The following is a 17,148-nucleotide window of genomic DNA, read 5'->3' as shown; positions in this document are numbered from 1 at the left end:
GCGGACCTGTGGCGAGCGAGCTTGCTCGCGTTGGGCTGCGTAGCAGCCCCAAAAATCTGACAACCACTGCCGATTTTTGTGAGTGCTACGCACTCAAGCGGGAGCAAGCTCCCTCGCCACAGGTTTCTCTGATTCAAGGCTCTCTTTTGTGCACAGCATTGCCCTCTGACATTGGGTTTTTGTTGTGGTGGATGGCGAGTTGCCAGCAATCTCGCAGACCCTTGTCTACACTGCTTCTCACCAATGGAGGTAAGCCTCGGCGGTGCGCCGGCAAAGGAGTGTGCCATGTCTCCCTGCTTGCAGTTTCGTAGCCCGGCCCGGCAACGGGGAGCGATCGGTTTGATGGCGGTGCTGACCCTGGGCATGGCCTTGGTGTTTTTGCTGGTCGTGGTCGACAGTGGCCGCCTGTACCTGGAAAAACGCAGTTTGCAACGGGTGGCGGATATGGCTGCGCTGGAGGCTGCCACGCGCAACGGTGATTGCGCCGTGGGTGCCACCGCTACCGCCTATGCCACCGCCAGTGCCAACCGCAACGACTTCTCCCTTCCCGATGCCACCCGCAGCCTGGCGGTAGCCTGTGGCACCTTGAGTCTGGACGCCAATAATCTTCGGGTTTTTACGGCTGATCCGAGCAGCAGCGAAGCCATCCGGGTGAGTGTCAGCCATTCGATCCAGCAAAGTGTCGCTGGCGGCATCGGCGCCCTGTTCGGCGGTGCTCCAGCCGGGGCGACCCTCAACCTGACCGCGACTGCCGTCGCAGCGTTGCCGCCACCGCTGGCGTCGCTGACCTTGCGCACTACAGCGCTGAGTATCGATACCAGCAAATCGGCCACCCTCAATGCGCTGTTCGGCGGTTTGTTGGGCGGCAGCCTGAACCTCTCCGTGGCGGGTTGGGAGGGGTTGCTGAACACCGATATCAGCCTGCTCGGTTACCTCGATCGACTGAAGGTCGACCTTGGCGTCAATGCCGCCGGTTATAGCCAGGTGTTGGGTACTTCGGTGGCCGTCAGCCAATTGATCCAGACGGCCGTCAATGTGCTGGACCCAAGCGGCGCTCTCGGTGCGACGGCGACCATCGTCGGTCTGCAAGCACTCAAGGTTGCCGCGGGTTCCACGACCGTGGTGCTGGGCAATTTGTTGTACGTCGAGAATGGCAGCAACATGTCGGCATTGGCGACGAACGTGAGCGTGTTCAACCTGATCGAGGGCATCGTACAACTGGCCAACAAGGAAAACGGTCTGGTGGCAACGCTGCCGATCGATCTGGCGGGGCTGGCGCAAATCACGGCTCGGGTGCAGGTACTGGAACCGCCGCAACTCTCAGCGATCGGCAATCCGAAAAAGGCTGCACTGAACCCATTGGGACCTGACCGGATTTACGTGAGAACCGCGCAGGTGCGCACCTTGCTGTCGATCGACTTGCCGGCACTCGACGCCATTGCGGCGCTGGTCAATGCGGTAGCCGATCTGGCAGGACCGCTGACCAACACCCTCAATGCCTTGCTCAATCTCAACCTGGTGGCGGTGCTCAACTCACTGACCTGTGCTTTGGGCGTGCCCTGCCAGACGCCCGACATCAAGGTGTTGCCGGGGCCAATACGGCTCGACGTGGCGCTGGACGTCGCCAGCGCCAGCAGTCATGTCACGGCCTACAGCTGCGTCAGTAACACCAACAAAACCCTGACCACCAGCACCAGTACGTCGCTGGTGAACCTGAAAATCGGCCGGATCGATGCGGCCAGCATGTTCGGCAGCAATACCACACCGCCGACAGTCACGGTGCAGCCGTTGAAGGTGATCGATATCGGGATCATAACCTGTCGCAGGCTTCTCTTTCTGCCCATCACTTGCGATCCGCGTGTGCCCGGCGTCGGTGGCGGCATCGATATCGTGGCCGACACCAGCGTGGCGGCGAACGCCAACATTTCCCACGTGTACTCCGCACCACCCGCCACCAGCCTGCCGGAAATCAATCAGCCACCGTTCTACTACTCGTTTACCACCAGCAGCATCGTCAGCAGTCTGCTTAATACCCCGCTTAATATTCACGTGGACATGTATGGCCCGTCGGGCAGTCTCGTCAGCGGTCTGGGGACGATCCTGAGCAGCGTCACTACCTTGCTGGTCAGCGCGATCGACAGCGTGCTCAGCCCGTTGCTCGACAGCTTGATCAACACCTTGCTGTTAAGCCTTGGGATCGACTTGAACAAGGTCGACGTCGGCGCCAATCTCAGTTGTCATTCGGGGCGCGCGACGCTGGTGATCTGATCGTCCGTGGCAATCGGCAACTCGATACAGAACCGCGCGCCCTCGGTCGAGTTTCTTACAGTCAAATGACCGCCCATGTTTGCGACGATGCCGTAACTCACCGACAACCCGAGCCCGGTGCCGACCCCCACCGGTTTGGTGGTGAAGAAGGGTTCGAAAATCCGCTCCAGCAGCCTTGGGTCGATACCACCGCCATTGTCCTCGACCCACAGTCGCACCGAATCTTCATCGCGTTCGGCGTACACCGAAATCCACGGTTTGAACTCCCGGTCGGCTTCGCGCTTGCTCAGCAGCGCATCCCTTGCATTGACCATCAGATTGATCAGCACCTGTTCCAGCTGATCGACATAACCGCGCACTTGCACTTCGAATCCGCTCTGGCTGACCCGCAGCTCGACCCCTTTGCCACGCATGCCTTCGGACAGCAGCGCGAGCGTGCCCTCGATGGCTAGCGCCGGATTGAACGGGTGTTGTTCGATTTCCGAACGCCGACCGAATACCCGCATGTGATCCACCACCCGCGCGGCGCGCTGGACTTGCGCGTCGATGCGGTTGAGCTTGTCGGTCAGGTAATCGATTTGCGCGTCACCATTGCTCAGGCGCTTGAGCACATTGACGATGGCCATGCGCATCACGTTCAGCGGCTGATTGATTTCATGGGCCAGCCCGGTGGCCATTTCGCCGAGGGTGGCCATTTTCGCACTCTGGGTCAGCTGTTGTTGGGCGCGCCGGACTTCGGTGTTGTCACGGCCCACGGCTTGAATCTCCAGCAAGCGCCCTTGCTCGTCGAACACCCCGCGATCCGACCAAACCCACCACGCATGTTCCCGTCCCGGCAGTTGCAGGTTGATTTCCGCGGTGCTGACCGGGAACTCCGGGCTCAGTCGACTGAGGCGCTGGAGGAACGCTTCGCGCTGTTCCGGCGACATCCAGCTGCCCAGATTCACCCCCGGCAGTTGCTCGGGCTGGCATTCCAGGTAGGTCGCCAGCGGTCGGTTGCCAAAGGTCAGCGTCAGGTCTGGAAGGTAGCGGCAGATCATCGCCGGGGAATCTTCCACCAGGATCCGATAGCGCTCTTCACTCTGTTTCACTTTCTCCGCGGCCAGGGTCGCTTCGGTGACATCCAGCCACAGCCCCACAGCTTCTACCGGCAGCCCAAGGTCATCGCGCAGCAGTTTGGCTTCGTCGAGCAGCCAATGGTAATCGCCACGACTGTCGCGCAACCGATAACGGGCACGCACTGAACCTTCGCGCAGCAGTTGCCGGGTGCGCTCGAAATAGCCGTCGCGGTCCTCGGGGTGGACACGTTCCACCAACGCGCCGGTGGCGCAATCAGCGAGCGACCAACCGAGCAGCGGCAACAGGCTGTCGCTGAAAAATGTCGGTTGCAACGCACCTTCGACATAGCGCTGCACGTAGATCACCGCCGGTGAACTGGCGATCAGGTTGTCCAGCCGGGCATGGGCGGCAGCGGCGTTCTGCTCCTGATTCTTGATGTCGCTGATGTCGAGCATGAAACCCACCAGCCGCCGGTTTCTGCCGATGCCCAGGGCCTGACCTTGCAGTCGATACCAGATCGGCGTTTGTGTCGCGTCGGGACGATGCAGGCGTACGCACAGCAGCAACGGCGCGCCTTCATCCTGCAAAGTTTGCAGGCGTATCGTCAGCTCTTCACGGTCGGCGGGGTGGATTTGTTCGAGCCAGTCGTGCAGCGGCAAACGAGTACTCGCAAAGTTCAGCATGCTTGCCAGCGACGGCGCCAATTGCACCTCGGCGGTGTCGCTGAAGACCTCCCACCAGCCGGTGCCGAGCAAGGCTTGCAGAGACTCCAGCCGCTCCAGTTGCAGGTGGTGCTGATGCTCGCGCAAGCGCTCAAGTAGCGGGCCGGCCAGGGCGGCGGTGAGTTGCAACCAATCGCGCTCGCTCAGATCCGGGGCACGCTGTTGCACCGGGTAGAAACCACAGAGCAACCAGGCCACCACGCCCTGGGCATTGTGGTAAGGCACCGCGAACCCTTCGGCATTGCCGAAAATGCCTTGCAGGCGCGGGTGTTCGCTGGGGATCAGTTGCTGAGGGGCAGAACCATTCAAACTGTCGAGACCGGTGCCCAGGCGTTGATCGATTTCCCACAATAGAGGCGCATCGAAGGCCGCGTAATGCTGGTGGATCAGCCAACCCTCGGCCTGTTCATCAAGCAAAGCCATGGCGATGCATGGGATCTGAAAGCGCTGGGCCAGACCTTGCAGTTGCTCCGCCAGCACCTCGGGCAAGCGCGTCAGGCTGCACAGGCGCAACTGTTCGCTGATCTGCGCCGCGATTAATTGGCACTGTTCGCGGCTGCGCGCTTGTCGACGTTCGAGCAGCAGGTCGCCGATGTCGATCAACTGCAACAGCCAGTTTTCGCCCAACGGCTGCACCCAGCCACGCAGGTGCAACGGTTGTTCGCCGAGGCTGAAAAAATCCAGGTCCAGGCTTTGTCCTTGCCAGTCGGCGGGTGCACCTTCGACCGACAGGGCACTATGGGGCATGAGGTAATCGAGCAGGTGCGGTGCCTGTGCGCCGGGCATTTGTTGCGCCAGCAAATGCCGCAGCGGGCCGGTCAGCTGAGTCACTCGGCCTTCGTCATCCAGATGCAGCTGCAAACCGACACGTTGCACGCTCGCAGGGTCAGCACTGGTCGAGGGCTGTGGCGGTTGGCGGTTGAGCAGGCGCCCGAAGAGCTTGTCTGCGGAACTCAAAATTGCAGGCTCGAGCGGGCAGTAAGGGTCGCCGGCAGATTGGGCACCGAACCGATCCCCGGCAGCACCAGGAACGGCAGGACCTGATTCAATTTGCTGGTGGGGTAATTGATGGTGACCGTCAGCACGCCACCGATGTAGGTGGCACTGGCATCGGTGGCCACATTGAAGTTCAGCGCGGCGGGAATCCAGGCCAGTTGCCGGGTCAGTTCGGTTTTGGCCACGTTTTGCACGGCGGTGTCGTAATTGGCGGTGGCCGGGTCCAGCGCCACACTGCGGCGCACCGCTTCGGCCGTCGATTGATTGAACGATTGCATCAGCAACAGCGGCAGGCTGTAACTCACCAGCCCATAAAACACGGCGAAAAAGATGATGAACACCAAGGCGAACTCAATCGCTACGGCACCTTTTTGTTTGCGGGGGAGGCCTGTTTTCATGAGTGCGTCTACCCTGACCATCACGACGTAGTATCAGCATAGAATCATTCAGCCAAAACGGACGTTTTTTACCGGATGCAGAACTTTGTCCTACTTATCTGGCTAACGCTCTGCGCAGCACAGGATGTCCGGGAGCGGCACATCGCCAATGGCCTGACCCTTGGCGCAGGTGGTTTGGCGCTGACGTATCTGTTGTGGACGGGCACCACGTGGCTGGGGGCCGAGGCGGTGCAGGGCGGCTGGGCTTTGTTGCTGGCACTGGCCTTCACCTTGCCCGGTTATGCATTGAAACGCTTGGGGGCGGGCGACGTGAAACTGATGGCGGCGCTGGGGCTTGCGACGGACGGTATGCATTTGCTCGGCGGCTTCATCGGCGCCGGGTTGGCCAGTGCATTCTGGCTGCTGTTGGCGCCAAGACTCTGGCTGTATATGGGGCAAGGGCTTAGGGAACGTCTTCGTTACCTGGGACCAGGAACGTCAAAAAAGCAGCCCTTTGCGCCATTCGTATTGGTGGGCATGTTGCTTACTTTGGTCTGGATGCATTAGTCGCCGGGCGCCACTCGTTCTATGTACATAGTTGGAAAGTGCGTCTACTTTCAAAACAGTTGTTGTACAGCCTTTGGAAGTGGGTACAGGAACGGTCAAGCCTGGAGTGACACGTGAACAAGCTTATCTCGGCAATAAAGGTCCTTGTGGTCGATGACGAGCCATTGGTTGTCGAAGAACTGTGCGAGTTCATCGAGCGTAATGGTTACCGCTGTGTTCCTTGTCAGTCCGGCAAGCAGGCGATCGAGCATTTCACTGAACACGAAAATATTGGCCTGGTGCTCTGCGATTTGCAGATGCCTGACATGGATGGCATTCAGCTCGTTCAGACACTGCAACAGTTGTCCGGCAAGCATCGGGCGTTCGAGGCGATCATGCTCACCGGTCGCGCCGACAAGCAGGATGTGATCAAGGCCTTGCGCGCCGGGTTCGCCGACTACTATCAAAAACCGATTGATCTGACTGAGTTGCTCGAAGGTTTGCAGCGTCAGGAAGTGGTGTTGCAGGAGCGGCAGAAAAACCTGCAGTTGGGGCATTTGAGTCAGAAGCTGCAATACCTTTGCGAGTCGATCGACGAGTTGTACCAGGATCTGGACAAGGTTCGTCGGGGACCGTCTTCTGTGCCGTTGTCGGATTCGGCTGACGGTACATTCAGTGAGGCGGAGCGGGTGGAGATGCCGGCGGTTTTCAATCAGCTGTCGCCGCGGCAGCTGGAGGTGGCGCGGTTGGTGGGCAAGGGGCAGACCAATTATCAGATTGCCTGTGAGTTGGGGATTACCGAGAACACGGTGAAGCTTTATGTGTCGCAGGTGTTGCGGTTGACGCACATGCATAACCGCACGCAAGTGGCGTTGGCGTTGTCGCCGGGTAATGCTGGTGTGCGGCGGCTTACTGCGCACTGAGTTTTTTGAAGGCTTTTGATCTTGGCGGCCTTATAGCCGACCAATCTTTCTCTGATATACACCGTTCAACTGTGGGAGCGGGCTTGCCCGCGAAGGCGGCCTGACAGCCGACCTGTATTTTGTTGACTGAGTACATATTCATTTCTGCGGTAACGGCCGCTTATGGTTTCGCCCTTACGGCGAGTCCCTTTTGGCAAACGCCCGGAATGCCGGCCCAGCCAAAAGGAACCAAAAGGTCTCGCCCCAAGCGTCCGGCCCCTCGCTAAGGCTCGGCGTTCCTTCGCTCCGGTATCCATCTGGGGGCATCGCCCTACGGTCTGCTTCGCTACGACCTACATGCGATGGGTTCGACTGCGTCGAACGGCGCTACGCGCCAATCCCCAGATGAACACCGGAACGAGGCCTCCCGAAGGGGCGGGTGGATCAAAATCAAAAGCCAGATCAAAAGCTGCAGGCGAGCTAACGCTCGGCCTGTTGAGTGGTGAGGGGCGGGTGTACGTCGCTCCACTGTGGGAGCGGGCTTGCCCGCGATGGCGGCCTGACAGCCGACCAATCTCTCGCGGGTGTACACAACCCCACGTAGGAGCTGCCGAAGGCTGCGATCTTTTGATCTTGGCGGCCTGACAGCCGACCAATCTCCTTCAGATGTACGCTGACCCACTGTGGGAGCGACCCTGCTCGCGATGGCTGCCTCACAGGCAATGATGTTTATCGATCGATAAAAACATCAGAACCTTCCCACATGTTTTTCAGGTTGCCCGTCGGACGCTGCGTCTCTAGCCTTTGTCCGTCGCTGACAATTCAGCGACCGGGCGTCGCGGCTCGATTCTTGAGGCATAATCGCTCCACCAAACCACAACACTTTTGGGTGTCTGTCGTTTCGTGTCATGGCGACTGTGCGCGGGATACCTTCGGGTATGCCGAGCTGCCTCGGGGATCGGTCCGCGAACCCGCGTACAGCTGCCACCCCAAATTGCGTCGCGGCAATTTGGAAGTGGCTCCATTTCATCCCAGAGGTGTAATCATGTTCAAAGCAACCCCGAATCCCCCAGAAACTGACAACGTTTCCCCTTACGAATCTGCTGATTCAAAAAAACTCCACGACGCCGCTAACCGCGCCCTCGATCACTACCTCAACCCATCCGCCCTCAAGTCCCCCGTGGCGCGCAAGCCGAGCACGATGTACATGGTCGCGCCAGATATCAAAGACGAAGACCTGTTGGCCCACACCTGCGAATCGTTGGCCCAGGCCAGTGTGATGGCGGGTGATTTTGCGGGGTATCTGGAAGGACCGCACCGGCACACGGCGATGGCGATTCAACAGATTGTCATGCTGGCTGAACTGGCGGTGAACCGGATGCTGGATAACGTTGCCATACCCAAACCCGCGCCACACAGCTGATTCCCTGTCGACGCGAACTGTGGCGAGGGAGCTTGCTCCCGCTTGAGTGCGCAGCACTCACAAGATCTTTGGTATATCAGAGATTTTGGGGCCGCTACGCAGCCCAGCGCGAGCAAGCTCGCTCGCCACAGATGAACTTTCAACGACCAAAAGCCCGGGCCAACGCGGTGAAGCTGGGGCCGGCCAGGACGATCAGCAATGCCGGGAACAGAAACAACATCATCACCACGGACATTTTTGCGGACATCTTGGAGATGTATTCCTGCAAGCGTGTCAGGCGCCGGTCATCGAGCAGCATTTTGAGCCCCAGCAGTGATTTCATGGCGCCGCCGCCCTGGTGGATCAATTGCTGAAGAATCACGCAGGTGTCGGTGAATTCGTCCACTGCCAGTAACTGGGTGGCCTTGTTCAGTTCTTCGCCCAGTTCCAGCCCGGAATCGACCCGGGTCAGTATCAGGCGCAGTTCATGGGTCAGGGCCGGCAGTAATTGTTTGCCTTCGATGCTCAGCACTCGCAGCGACTGCTCCACCGCCATGCCGGATTCGAACAGGATGCGCAGCAGTGGAATGAAGGTCGAAATCTCGATCGCCAGTTGTCTTTGCCGACGATACGCGGCAGCGGCCAGCAAGCGTTTGGGCAGCAAGTAACCAAGCGCGGTGGCGAAGGCTGGAGTAATCCAGTGGTTGTTCACCTGCGGGAAGAACACGCTCTGGATCAATAGACTCAGAATCAACGCCAGCACCGGTATGCCGATCTGGCAGGCGGCGAACAGCGAGCGTTGCCGGGCGCTGCGCCAGCCGAGGCGGTTGAGCAATATTTGGGTTTCGTTGTCCAGTTTGACAGAGCGCTGACCGATGCGGCTGTCACCCAGCACTTGCAACCAGTGACGAACGCGATGGTCATTCAGCGGTTTGCTGCCGTCCAGTCGTTGAGCCACTTGGCGAGCACGCCGATGTTGGTCCAGCAGCCCACTGAGCAGCAACAGCGTGGCGGCCAGAAACAACAGTGCGCTGATCAGCAGGGCTATTTTCATACGCTGCGCAACATGCGCCACAGCGCCAGGCAACCCACCACCTGCAGGCCAAACGCGGTCGCAAGCATCATTTGCCCCGAGCTGCTGTTCCACATGGCGAGCAGGTATTTCGGATTGGACAGCAAGAAGTAGCCGGCGAGCCCCACAGGCATCAGGGCCAGCACCACCGCCGTGATGCGCGTTTCGCCCGTCATGGCGCGCAGTTGGCGCGCAGCCAGGTCGCGTTCACGGACCATTTTGATCAGGTTCTCAAACAGCTCACTGGCATTACCGCCGTAGCGGTGATTGACCTTCAGGCCCAGGGCGAACAAGCGAAACTCGTCTTTCTCGTACAGTTCGGCGAAGTCCGTTACAGCGTCAGGCAGGCTGACGCCCAGGTGCACGTTGCGCTGAACCCGGCCCATGGCGTTTTTCAGTGGGTCTTCGGCGGCGTCGATGGCGACCAGCACTGCATCGGCCAGGGTTCGTCCAGACTTCAGACTGCGCACGGTGTGATCGAGCAATGGGGGCAGTTGTTCGATCATGCGCTTGAGCCGGCGCTGGTAGCACCAACTGATGTACAACCGCAGAGCCAGGGGCGGTGCCAGCAAAAACACCAGCAAACCGATCCAGCTGGCGAGGGCAACCCCGAGCAAAATGCCCACAGCCCAGAGCAACAGCCACAACCTCAGGCGCTCGGTGGGACGACCGAGGCCGGCGCGTAGAAATGCCCGCTCCAGGCCCGCCCAGGATGATTTCGCCACCGCCAGTTGCGGTTGCCCCTGCATCAAGCGAGCGAGGGTTCGATCGATGCCGGTCTGGCGCAAGCCGTTGTAGAACAACCGGATCGACAGGCCCAGCAATGTCAGGCAAATCAGGATGAGCAGCGCCGGTTTGAGCATGCCGTGATCCTTTAGTGCGATAAGGGAGAAAGCGCCGATTCGCGACGCAGCTTTTCGCCGGCGGGGTTGACCGCCTCGCGCAGAAAACCGAAACCGGTGCGTCGGTCGAAGCGGAACAGCGTATTGGTCACATAGATGTCATCACGAATACCCACAACCTCCACCACTTCGCTGACGCAGCGACGGCCATCGGGCAGGCGCGTCAACTGGATCACCACGTCCAGAGCCGCACAGATCATTTGTCGCAGGGTGCGTTCGGCGATGGTGCGGCCGGTCAGGCCCACCAGGGTCTCCAGGCGCAACAGCGCATCCTGGGCATTGTTGGCGTGCACGGTGCTCATGGAACCGTCATGCCCGGTGTTCATCGCGGTGAGCACGTCGACCACTTCGACACCGCGAATTTCGCCGAGGATGATCCGGTCCGGGCGCATCCGCAGCGCGTTGCGAATCAGGTCGCTGGCCTTCACTTCGCCGTGGCCTTCGGCATTCGGCGGTCGGGTTTCCAGGCGTACCACGTGAGGATGGCCCAGTTGCAGCTCGGCGACGTCTTCAATGGTGACCAGGCGTTCGTGAGGGGCGATCAACTGGCTGAGAATGTTCAGCAGTGTGGTCTTGCCGGTGCCGGTACCGCCGCTGACAAGGATGTTGCAGCGCTTGCCCACGGCCTCCTGAATAAACTCGAAGATCGCCTGATCGATGGTTTGCATCGCCATCAGGTCGGAACTTTTGAGCATGTCCTTGCGGAATTTTCGAATCGACAGGCACGGGCCATCGAGGGCAATGGGCGGGATGATCGCGTTGACCCGGCTGCCATCGGGCAGGCGCGCATCGACCATCGGTGAAGACTCGTCGAGCCGTCGGCCCAGGGGCGCGAGAATCCGTTGCATCACCCGTTCGACGTGGTGGTCGTCGATGAATCGCAGGTCACTCAGGTGCAACACCCCCTCGCGTTCGACGAACACCCGGTGCGGGCCGTTGACCAGAATTTCGGTCACCGTCGAATCACGCAGCAACACTTCCAGCGGACCGAAACCGGTGAGCTCGTCGACAAGTTCCTCGGCCAGTCGCTCCATCTCGTAACGGGAAATCGCCAGGTGCAGACGGGCGATGTATTCAGCGACTTTGTCGATGACGAACTGCGACAGCAATTGCCGCGAACCTTCCAGCAGGTTTTTTCCGGACTCTTCGATGGTGTCGATGATGTAGCGGTGCAGCACCAGTTTCAGGCCTTCGTGGTCGGTATTGCCGACCGGCCCGTGGGAGGGCGCGCCGAAAAGTTTTTCCCCGCTCATGGCGCGCCCCTCAATCGGTCGAACCAGCCAGCCTTGGGTTTGTCCAGGTCTTCGGAGCGTTTGGCCAGGCGTTCGCCGAGGGCGCGCAGGCTTTGGGTCAGGTTTTCGCGCGGGGCCAGTTCGAACAGGCTCAGCCCCTGATTCTTGGCGTTGAGGCGCACTTCCGGGCTGTAGACCAGGACCGCCATGACCTCCATGCCGAAGCTTTTGCTCAAGGTATCGGAGTCTGGCGCGACATTGCGCAGATAGCGGTCCACCAGCAACCTGGCGTGGTCGAGCTTGAGGCCTTTTTCGCGCCAGCGGCCGAGCACCTCAAGGTTGCGTCGGCAGTCGAGCACATTCTGATCGGTGTACCACAGCAACTTGTCGCAATGGCTGACGAAGGTACGCAACGCTTCGCTATCCGACTGGCCAGTGAGGTTCACCACGATGTGCTGGAAATGCTGACGCAAGGCGCTGAGCAGCATGTACAGCTCGGCGGCGCTGGTCTGTTCCAGCGGTTCGTCGTTGCTGGCGTAGGCGAGAATCCGCAGCCCGGCATCACAGGTAGTGAAGGCACTGTCGATCAGCGTCGCGTCCAGGCGCCGCAGATGGCGCAATGCATCGCCAAAATGAAACGAGCTCTCCAGCCCCAGCAACGCAAGGCTGTCGCCACGTGGCAGGCCCAGGTCCAGCAACAGTGTCTGCTGACCGCTCTTTTGCACCACGTGCGCCAGGTGATTGGCGAGCAACGCGCCGTCGGCATTGCTCTGCGCACCGTAAAGCACGGTCAGGCCACCCTGTTGGCTCTGTTGCATATTCGGCGTCACGGTCGGCAGGCGTTTGCTCAGGCGTCGCACCAGCCCGGCAACTTCACTGGAACGCGAGCCGTAAGAGACGAAATCCCGCGCACCGGCGCGCATGGCATTGAGCACGAGTTGGTTGTCCATGCCGTCGCCCAAGGCAACGATTGCCAGCATCGGTTTGGCTTCCAGGGCTCCCTCGATCAACGCGCTCTGGGCCACCACATGCTCCCGGTCCAGACCCACGAACACCAGGTTGGCGAAGGTCACGTCCACCAGCGTCAAGAGTTCATCGAGGTTGCCGCCACCGGCGCTGATCACCCGGCCCAAAGGGGCAAGCGCACCTTGCAGCCACTCGAAGTCGGTGCTGTTGCGTGTGATCGCCAGGAACGTCTGGCTCAGGTTTTGGGGTTGGCTCATAGCGATAATCCGCCGCGTTTATCGAAGTGGCCGTTGACGAGAAAGTACCGCGTGAAGCGTCTGCGCATGGAGAAGCGTCCTCGCTGGATTCAGGGCGTTTGTTGGGTGACTTCATTGCCGCGGATGACTTCCACGCTCGACTTGCGCGGTGCTGCGCCGCCGGTGGCGGGTTTGGGTGTGCCGACCAGGGCCAGTTGACTGAATTGCACCAGTTCGCGATTGACACTGGCCAGGCTCGCCTTTGAATCGCGGTTGCCGGCCCAGTATTGGTTCAGACGTCTTTCTTCGGCGCTGCGCACAGCCAGGCGCAAAACCCCGACCTGAGCCGCGAGCATCAGGCGACTCAACAGGGGTTCGGGGACGGCAAGCAAAACGGTGCGAGCGTTGGCACGCAGTTGGTCTTGCTTGAGTCGCTCCTCGTGACTGCGCGCCGGGTGGGCAGGCAGACCATCGTTCATCAGCCCCAACTGGTCGCCGACACCGAGCACCCGCAACGCCGGAATCACCACTTGGGCCGATTGCTGAAGGTTGTTGGTGTCCATACGCAGAAACAGCAAGACGTCGACATAGTCGCCTGGGCTCAGTTGACCACCGACATTGACCACGTCATCCGCCGCCACGGCGAGGGCACGCTCATCGGGGTGGATCATTCGCGCCAGCGCACCGCCGGCTTCGAAACTTTCATCATTGAGCCAGCTGCCGGCAGTCAGCGTGCGCCAGGGCGTACGACCAATGGCTTGATCGAGACGGGACAGGCTGCCGGCCGGGACGGTGCGGAGTTTTTCCAGCGTCACGTCGGCGGCGCTGATTTGCTCGAACGGCGCGATGTCACGCAACAGCACAACCACTGGCTGGCGAGTCGGGTCGTCTGCCGGCGCCAATATCGGCGCCGATGACGCGCCGGGTTGCGCGACGGATGCGGGTGCCGGTTGGCGACTCAGCGCCAGCCCCCAGTAACCGGCAATGATGGCGCCTACCAGAAACAGCCCGGCCAGGCCCATGGTGACGCGACTGTTCATGACGGCTCTCCCTTTCCTGCTGCGTAACGCCCCCAAGAGTTTTAATGAGATGACTTCGCAATCAGGCAGCTATGAACATCGAACTATTTCGCTATTTGACGGTAGCGCAGGTAGAGCAAAAAGCCATTACAGGGCAGCAAATATCGGACGAAAGTAACGGGCTGAAGCCAAATGCACTGTTTTATGACGTCAGTGAGCCGGTTACTACTTAAGTATTAATAGGTTCTTACAGTTGTTGGTCTGGGGTTTGCCGACAATGCTGATGCTGGCATAGGGGAATCATGTTGCGGCCGTGCAACACCTGCTGTCATAGGAGACATGTCATGTCCTTTACTGAAGTTATTCAGAAGATCAAAACTGAAATCATTTTGTTCAAATACCTGGCCAAAGATACCGAGGGTGCGTCGGGTATCGAATACGCGATTATTGCGGGTATGGCAGCGGTTGCGTTGGTGGTATTCATGGAACCTATTTCGGGAGCGGTAAGCGATATTTTTACCGTGCTCCAGGATTCGCTGGTGCCTCCTACTCCTGTTCCTTGATGCCGACAGCTTGCTAACCTGCCAGGGCGGTTCTAACGTCAACGCTTAGTCCATTGCAGGTGGTTTACCCATGAAGGCTCCCGCGCTCCCACGCCAACAGCTTCTTCTGGTCGACGATGAGGAGGATGCGTTACTGGAACTGGCCGAGTTGCTGGAGGGCGAGGGCTTTACTTGTTTTACGGCAACGTCGGTCAAACTCGCCCTTCATCATTTGACTTGTCACCCTGATATTGCGCTGGTGATTACTGATTTGCGGATGCCGGAGGAGAGTGGCATGTCGTTGATCAAGCGGTTGCGTGAGCATACGGCTCGCCAGCATTTACCGGTGATCGTGACATCGGGTCATGCGGATATGGATGATGTGAGTGATATGTTGCGGTTGCAGGTGCTGGATTTGTTTCGCAAGCCGATTTATCACGTGCGGTTGTTGGAGACGTTGAATAATTTGTTTCCGCAGCCTCGGGATCTGGTCAGTTCCTGATTTACGGTCCAGATCAAAAGATCGCAGCCTTCGGCAGCTCCTACAGGCGCAACGCGTCGTCCGTGTAGGAGCTGCCGAAGGCTGCGATCTTTTGATGTGTCAGGCAATATTTGATCGTTCCATCAGGCAATGGGCCACCACTGCCCCACCATATGTTCCAACTCCCCCACGCCCACCAACTGAAAATCCCCGCTGGACCCCGGCGCGCTGGACATCAGCGTCACTTCACTGGGAAGGCGCACCGGTTTCCTGAAGTGCACTGCAATCTCGACATTGGTCGTCGGTAAGTGATCGCTCAGGGCTGCCAGCGTGCGGGCCTTGTTCCACAGGCCATGGGCGATGGCAGAAGGGAAACCGAAAAGTTTCGCGCTGATCGCACTCAGGTGAATCGGGTTGTAGTCTCCGGACACCTTGGCGTATCGGCGGCCAATGTCCGCGGGTGCTTTCCAGTGGGCCACTTCGGTCAACGACAGCGTCGATGCCAACGCTTCCTCGACCGGCTCGCCTTCCAGTTTGACGCCGCGACAAAGCATCTGGCTTTCCGCCTCCCACAGCGGCCCCAATTGATCGTCGAGCGTCGTCACCAAATCGAACGTCGCCCCCTTGGCATGGGGTTGCAGGTTCTGCACGTTTACGCTGACCCGCACCCGGTGTACGCCGCCCATGGGGCGCAAGACGCGGATGCGATTGCTCAAGTGAATCAGCCCCAGCAACGGGAACGGAAACGCTTTAGCCGTGAGCAATTGCATCTGCAAGGCAAACGCCAGGATGTGTGGATACGTCGGTGGTAGCAGCCCGTTGTCGGCAAAACCGCAGACCTTGCGATACGCCTCAAGGCGTTTCGGATCGACATTGACCCAGCAGTGATAACCCAGGTCGGGCAGTGTGGTGCCGGTGATTTTTCGGCGCGTTGCCGCTTTCACATACAGCGTTTGCAGGCCCGGTTCGCTATCGAGTGTTTGCCAGTGGGTGGTCATGGTCAGGCTCCCAAAACGCTTTGCCCGCACACGCGCAACGCTTGCCCGGTAAACGCTCCGGTGCCCGGTTGTGCCAGCCAGGCCACGGCTTCGGCGACGTCTTGGGGCAGGCCGCCCTGGCCCAGCGAACTCATGCGCCGCCCGGCTTCGCGCAAGCCGAACGGCAGCTTCGCGGTCATTTGGGTTTCGATGAACCCTGGCGCCACGGCATTGATGCTGATGCCGCGCTCACTCAGCAGCGGCGCCCAGGCCTGGGCCAGGCCGATCAGCCCGGCCTTGCTCGCGGCATAGTTGGTTTGCCCGCGATTGCCGGCGATGCCGCTGATGGACGCCAGCAAAATCACTCGGCCGTTGTCGCGCAAGGTGCCGCTGTCGAGCAACGCTTTGGTCAGCACTTGCGGCGCGTTGAGGTTGACCGCCAGCACCGCGTCCCAGAATTCCGGGGTCATGTTGGCCAGGGTTTTGTCCCGCGTAATGCCTGCGTTGTGGATCACGATGTCGATGCCGTCGGGTAAGTGTTCGATCAATTGTGCGGCGGCGTCTTCGGCGCAAATGTCCAGGGTGATGCCGCGCCCGCCGAGGCGTGCGGCCAGGGCCTCGAGATCGTTCTTGGCCGGTGGCACGTCGAGCAGGATCACCTCGGCGCCGTCGCGGGCCAGGGTCTCGGCGATCGAGGCGCCGATGCCGCGAGCGGCGCCCGTCACCAGTGCCTTGCGTCCCGACAAGGGGCGACTCCAGTCCATCACCTGCGCCTCGCATGCCTTCAAGCGAATGACTTGTCCGGAAATGAACGCGCTTTTGGGCGAGAGGAAAAACCGTAATGGGCCTTCCAGTTGATCTTCGGCGCCTTCGCCGACATAGATCAGCTGCAACGTGCCGCCGCTGCGCAGTTCCTTGGCCAGCGAACGGCTGAAACCTTCCAACGCACGCTGTGCGCTGGCGGCGAACGGGTCGCTCAAGGTCTCTGGCGCCCGGCCAAGAATCACCAGATGGGCATGGTGATCGAGGTTTTTGATCAGTGGCTGGAAGAACTCGCGCAGCTGTTTTAGCTGATCGACCTGCACCAGGTCACTGGCGTCGTACACCACGGCTTTGAGTTTCTGGCCGTGGCCGGGAATCCACGCGGTGGCCAGGGTCGGATCGGCGCCATAGCTGTAGATCGTGTCGGTCAGGCGGTTGGCGAGAGTACTGACTTTTTCCGCCAGCGGGCCACCGCCAATCAATAGCGCCCCCTCGATAGGCCGCAGCCGGCCTGCTTGCCAGCGTTCCAGTCGTACCGGCGACGGCAGACCCAGGGCACCGACCACACGATGGCCGATGGACGAATTGGCGAAGTCGATATAGCGGTCAGACATGGATCACGCTCCGGTAGTTGGGGTTAAAAGTGTGGACCATGAATGGCAATTAGTCGCTCAACCCACGAGATAC

At 60.0% G+C, this 17,148-nt stretch carries 15 protein-coding genes; 6 read left to right on the top strand and 9 right to left on the bottom strand.

Annotated elements, in window-relative coordinates:
• The first annotated feature begins 285 nt into the window (after positions 1-285).
• Positions 286-2,268 (top strand): pilus assembly protein TadG-related protein, encoded by a 1,983-nt coding sequence (locus ABH909_RS00265; RefSeq protein WP_429429592.1) that lies wholly within the window; start codon positions 286-288, stop codon positions 2,266-2,268.
• On the opposite strand, the gene ABH909_RS00260 is transcribed toward ABH909_RS00265, so the two are convergent.
• Both ABH909_RS00260 and ABH909_RS00255 read right to left on the bottom strand, forming a co-directional pair.
• The gene (locus ABH909_RS00260) at positions 2,238-5,006 is read right to left on the bottom strand and encodes an ATP-binding protein (protein WP_429429590.1); all 2,769 of its coding nucleotides are present in this window, start codon (positions 5,004-5,006) and stop codon (positions 2,238-2,240) included. The genes ABH909_RS00265 and ABH909_RS00260 overlap by 31 nt on opposite strands.
• Positions 5,003-5,443: a TadE/TadG family type IV pilus assembly protein gene (locus ABH909_RS00255; RefSeq protein WP_429429588.1), complete on the bottom strand. Its 441-nt coding sequence runs from the start codon at positions 5,441-5,443 to the stop codon at positions 5,003-5,005. Before ABH909_RS00255 ends, ABH909_RS00260 begins: the two co-directional genes overlap by 4 nt.
• A 75-nt stretch (positions 5,444-5,518) precedes the next feature.
• On the opposite strand from ABH909_RS00255, the gene ABH909_RS00250 reads away from it, so the two are divergent.
• The 3 genes from ABH909_RS00250 (at position 5,519) to ABH909_RS00240 (ending at position 8,293) form a co-directional block, all read left to right on the top strand.
• Entirely contained in the window at positions 5,519-5,989 is a 471-nt protein-coding gene (locus ABH909_RS00250) for a prepilin peptidase (protein WP_429429586.1), read from the top strand.
• Between the two features lie 113 nt (positions 5,990-6,102).
• The gene (locus tag ABH909_RS00245; protein ID WP_429429584.1) at positions 6,103-6,891 is read left to right on the top strand and encodes a response regulator transcription factor; all 789 of its coding nucleotides are present in this window, start codon (positions 6,103-6,105) and stop codon (positions 6,889-6,891) included.
• 1,024 nt (positions 6,892-7,915) lie between these two features.
• Positions 7,916-8,293: a DUF6124 family protein gene (locus ABH909_RS00240; RefSeq protein ID WP_429429582.1), complete on the top strand. Its 378-nt coding sequence runs from the start codon at positions 7,916-7,918 to the stop codon at positions 8,291-8,293.
• Between the two features lie 139 nt (positions 8,294-8,432).
• On the opposite strand, the gene ABH909_RS00235 is transcribed toward ABH909_RS00240, so the two are convergent.
• From ABH909_RS00235 to cpaB, 5 genes are all read right to left on the bottom strand, one after another.
• On the bottom strand, positions 8,433-9,326 hold the full coding sequence (locus ABH909_RS00235) for a type II secretion system F family protein (RefSeq protein WP_429429580.1): 894 nt from the start codon (positions 9,324-9,326) through the stop codon (positions 8,433-8,435).
• Positions 9,323-10,207, bottom strand: a complete 885-nt coding sequence (locus ABH909_RS00230; RefSeq protein WP_429429578.1) for a type II secretion system F family protein — start codon at positions 10,205-10,207, stop codon at positions 9,323-9,325. Before ABH909_RS00230 ends, ABH909_RS00235 begins: the two co-directional genes overlap by 4 nt.
• Before the next feature lie 11 nt (positions 10,208-10,218).
• Positions 10,219-11,499: a CpaF family protein gene (locus tag ABH909_RS00225; protein ID WP_429429576.1), complete on the bottom strand. Its 1,281-nt coding sequence runs from the start codon at positions 11,497-11,499 to the stop codon at positions 10,219-10,221.
• Positions 11,496-12,701 carry an AAA family ATPase gene (locus ABH909_RS00220; protein WP_429429574.1) on the bottom strand — a complete coding sequence of 402 codons (1,206 nt, stop codon included), beginning with the start codon at positions 12,699-12,701 and terminating at the stop codon, positions 11,496-11,498. The genes ABH909_RS00225 and ABH909_RS00220 overlap by 4 nt, the downstream gene beginning before the upstream one ends.
• An 89-nt stretch (positions 12,702-12,790) precedes the next feature.
• Positions 12,791-13,720, bottom strand: coding sequence for a Flp pilus assembly protein CpaB (gene cpaB / locus ABH909_RS00215; RefSeq protein WP_429429573.1), 930 nt, complete (start codon positions 13,718-13,720; stop codon positions 12,791-12,793).
• Between the two features lie 323 nt (positions 13,721-14,043).
• Here cpaB and ABH909_RS00210 point away from each other — a divergent pair, with 323 nt between their 5' ends.
• Together ABH909_RS00210 and ABH909_RS00205 are read left to right on the top strand one after the other, a co-directional pair.
• Positions 14,044-14,262, top strand: coding sequence for a Flp family type IVb pilin (locus ABH909_RS00210; RefSeq protein WP_429429571.1), 219 nt, complete (start codon positions 14,044-14,046; stop codon positions 14,260-14,262).
• A 70-nt stretch (positions 14,263-14,332) separates the two neighbouring features.
• Positions 14,333-14,743: a response regulator gene (locus tag ABH909_RS00205; protein ID WP_429429569.1), complete on the top strand. Its 411-nt coding sequence runs from the start codon at positions 14,333-14,335 to the stop codon at positions 14,741-14,743.
• A gap of 122 nt (positions 14,744-14,865) precedes the next feature.
• On the opposite strand, the gene ABH909_RS00200 is transcribed toward ABH909_RS00205, so the two are convergent.
• Together ABH909_RS00200 and ABH909_RS00195 are read right to left on the bottom strand one after the other, a co-directional pair.
• Positions 14,866-15,720, bottom strand: coding sequence for a MaoC family dehydratase (locus tag ABH909_RS00200; RefSeq protein WP_429429568.1), 855 nt, complete (start codon positions 15,718-15,720; stop codon positions 14,866-14,868).
• Positions 15,721-15,722: 2 nt separating this feature from the next.
• The gene (locus tag ABH909_RS00195) at positions 15,723-17,075 is read right to left on the bottom strand and encodes a 3-oxoacyl-ACP reductase (RefSeq protein ID WP_429429566.1); all 1,353 of its coding nucleotides are present in this window, start codon (positions 17,073-17,075) and stop codon (positions 15,723-15,725) included.
• Between the last annotated feature and the right edge of the window lie 73 nt (positions 17,076-17,148).

The sequence above is a fragment of the Pseudomonas sp. BS3782 TE3695 genome (genome assembly GCF_050435305.1).
Classification (GTDB): domain Bacteria; phylum Pseudomonadota; class Gammaproteobacteria; order Pseudomonadales; family Pseudomonadaceae; genus Aquipseudomonas.
The sequence above is the reverse complement of the archived record's forward strand: the minus strand, read 5'-3'. Positions and strand labels throughout refer to the sequence as shown.

Coding starts and splice junctions, on each gene's coding strand:
- ABH909_RS00255 (WP_429429588.1), bottom strand. CDS start 5,443: ATGAAAACAGGCCTCCCCCGCAAACAAAAAGGTGCCGTAGCGATTGAG.
- cpaB (WP_429429573.1), bottom strand. CDS start 13,720: ATGAACAGTCGCGTCACCATGGGCCTGGCCGGGCTGTTTCTGGTAGGC.
- ABH909_RS00240 (WP_429429582.1), top strand. CDS start 7,916: ATGTTCAAAGCAACCCCGAATCCCCCAGAAACTGACAACGTTTCCCCT.
- ABH909_RS00225 (WP_429429576.1), bottom strand. CDS start 11,499: ATGAGCGGGGAAAAACTTTTCGGCGCGCCCTCCCACGGGCCGGTCGGC.
- ABH909_RS00210 (WP_429429571.1), top strand. CDS start 14,044: ATGTCCTTTACTGAAGTTATTCAGAAGATCAAAACTGAAATCATTTTG.
- ABH909_RS00220 (WP_429429574.1), bottom strand. CDS start 12,701: ATGAGCCAACCCCAAAACCTGAGCCAGACGTTCCTGGCGATCACACGC.
- ABH909_RS00195 (WP_429429566.1), bottom strand. CDS start 17,075: ATGTCTGACCGCTATATCGACTTCGCCAATTCGTCCATCGGCCATCGT.
- ABH909_RS00265 (WP_429429592.1), top strand. CDS start 286: ATGTCTCCCTGCTTGCAGTTTCGTAGCCCGGCCCGGCAACGGGGAGCG.
- ABH909_RS00205 (WP_429429569.1), top strand. CDS start 14,333: ATGAAGGCTCCCGCGCTCCCACGCCAACAGCTTCTTCTGGTCGACGAT.
- ABH909_RS00230 (WP_429429578.1), bottom strand. CDS start 10,207: ATGCTCAAACCGGCGCTGCTCATCCTGATTTGCCTGACATTGCTGGGC.
- ABH909_RS00250 (WP_429429586.1), top strand. CDS start 5,519: ATGCAGAACTTTGTCCTACTTATCTGGCTAACGCTCTGCGCAGCACAG.
- ABH909_RS00235 (WP_429429580.1), bottom strand. CDS start 9,326: ATGAAAATAGCCCTGCTGATCAGCGCACTGTTGTTTCTGGCCGCCACG.
- ABH909_RS00200 (WP_429429568.1), bottom strand. CDS start 15,720: ATGACCACCCACTGGCAAACACTCGATAGCGAACCGGGCCTGCAAACG.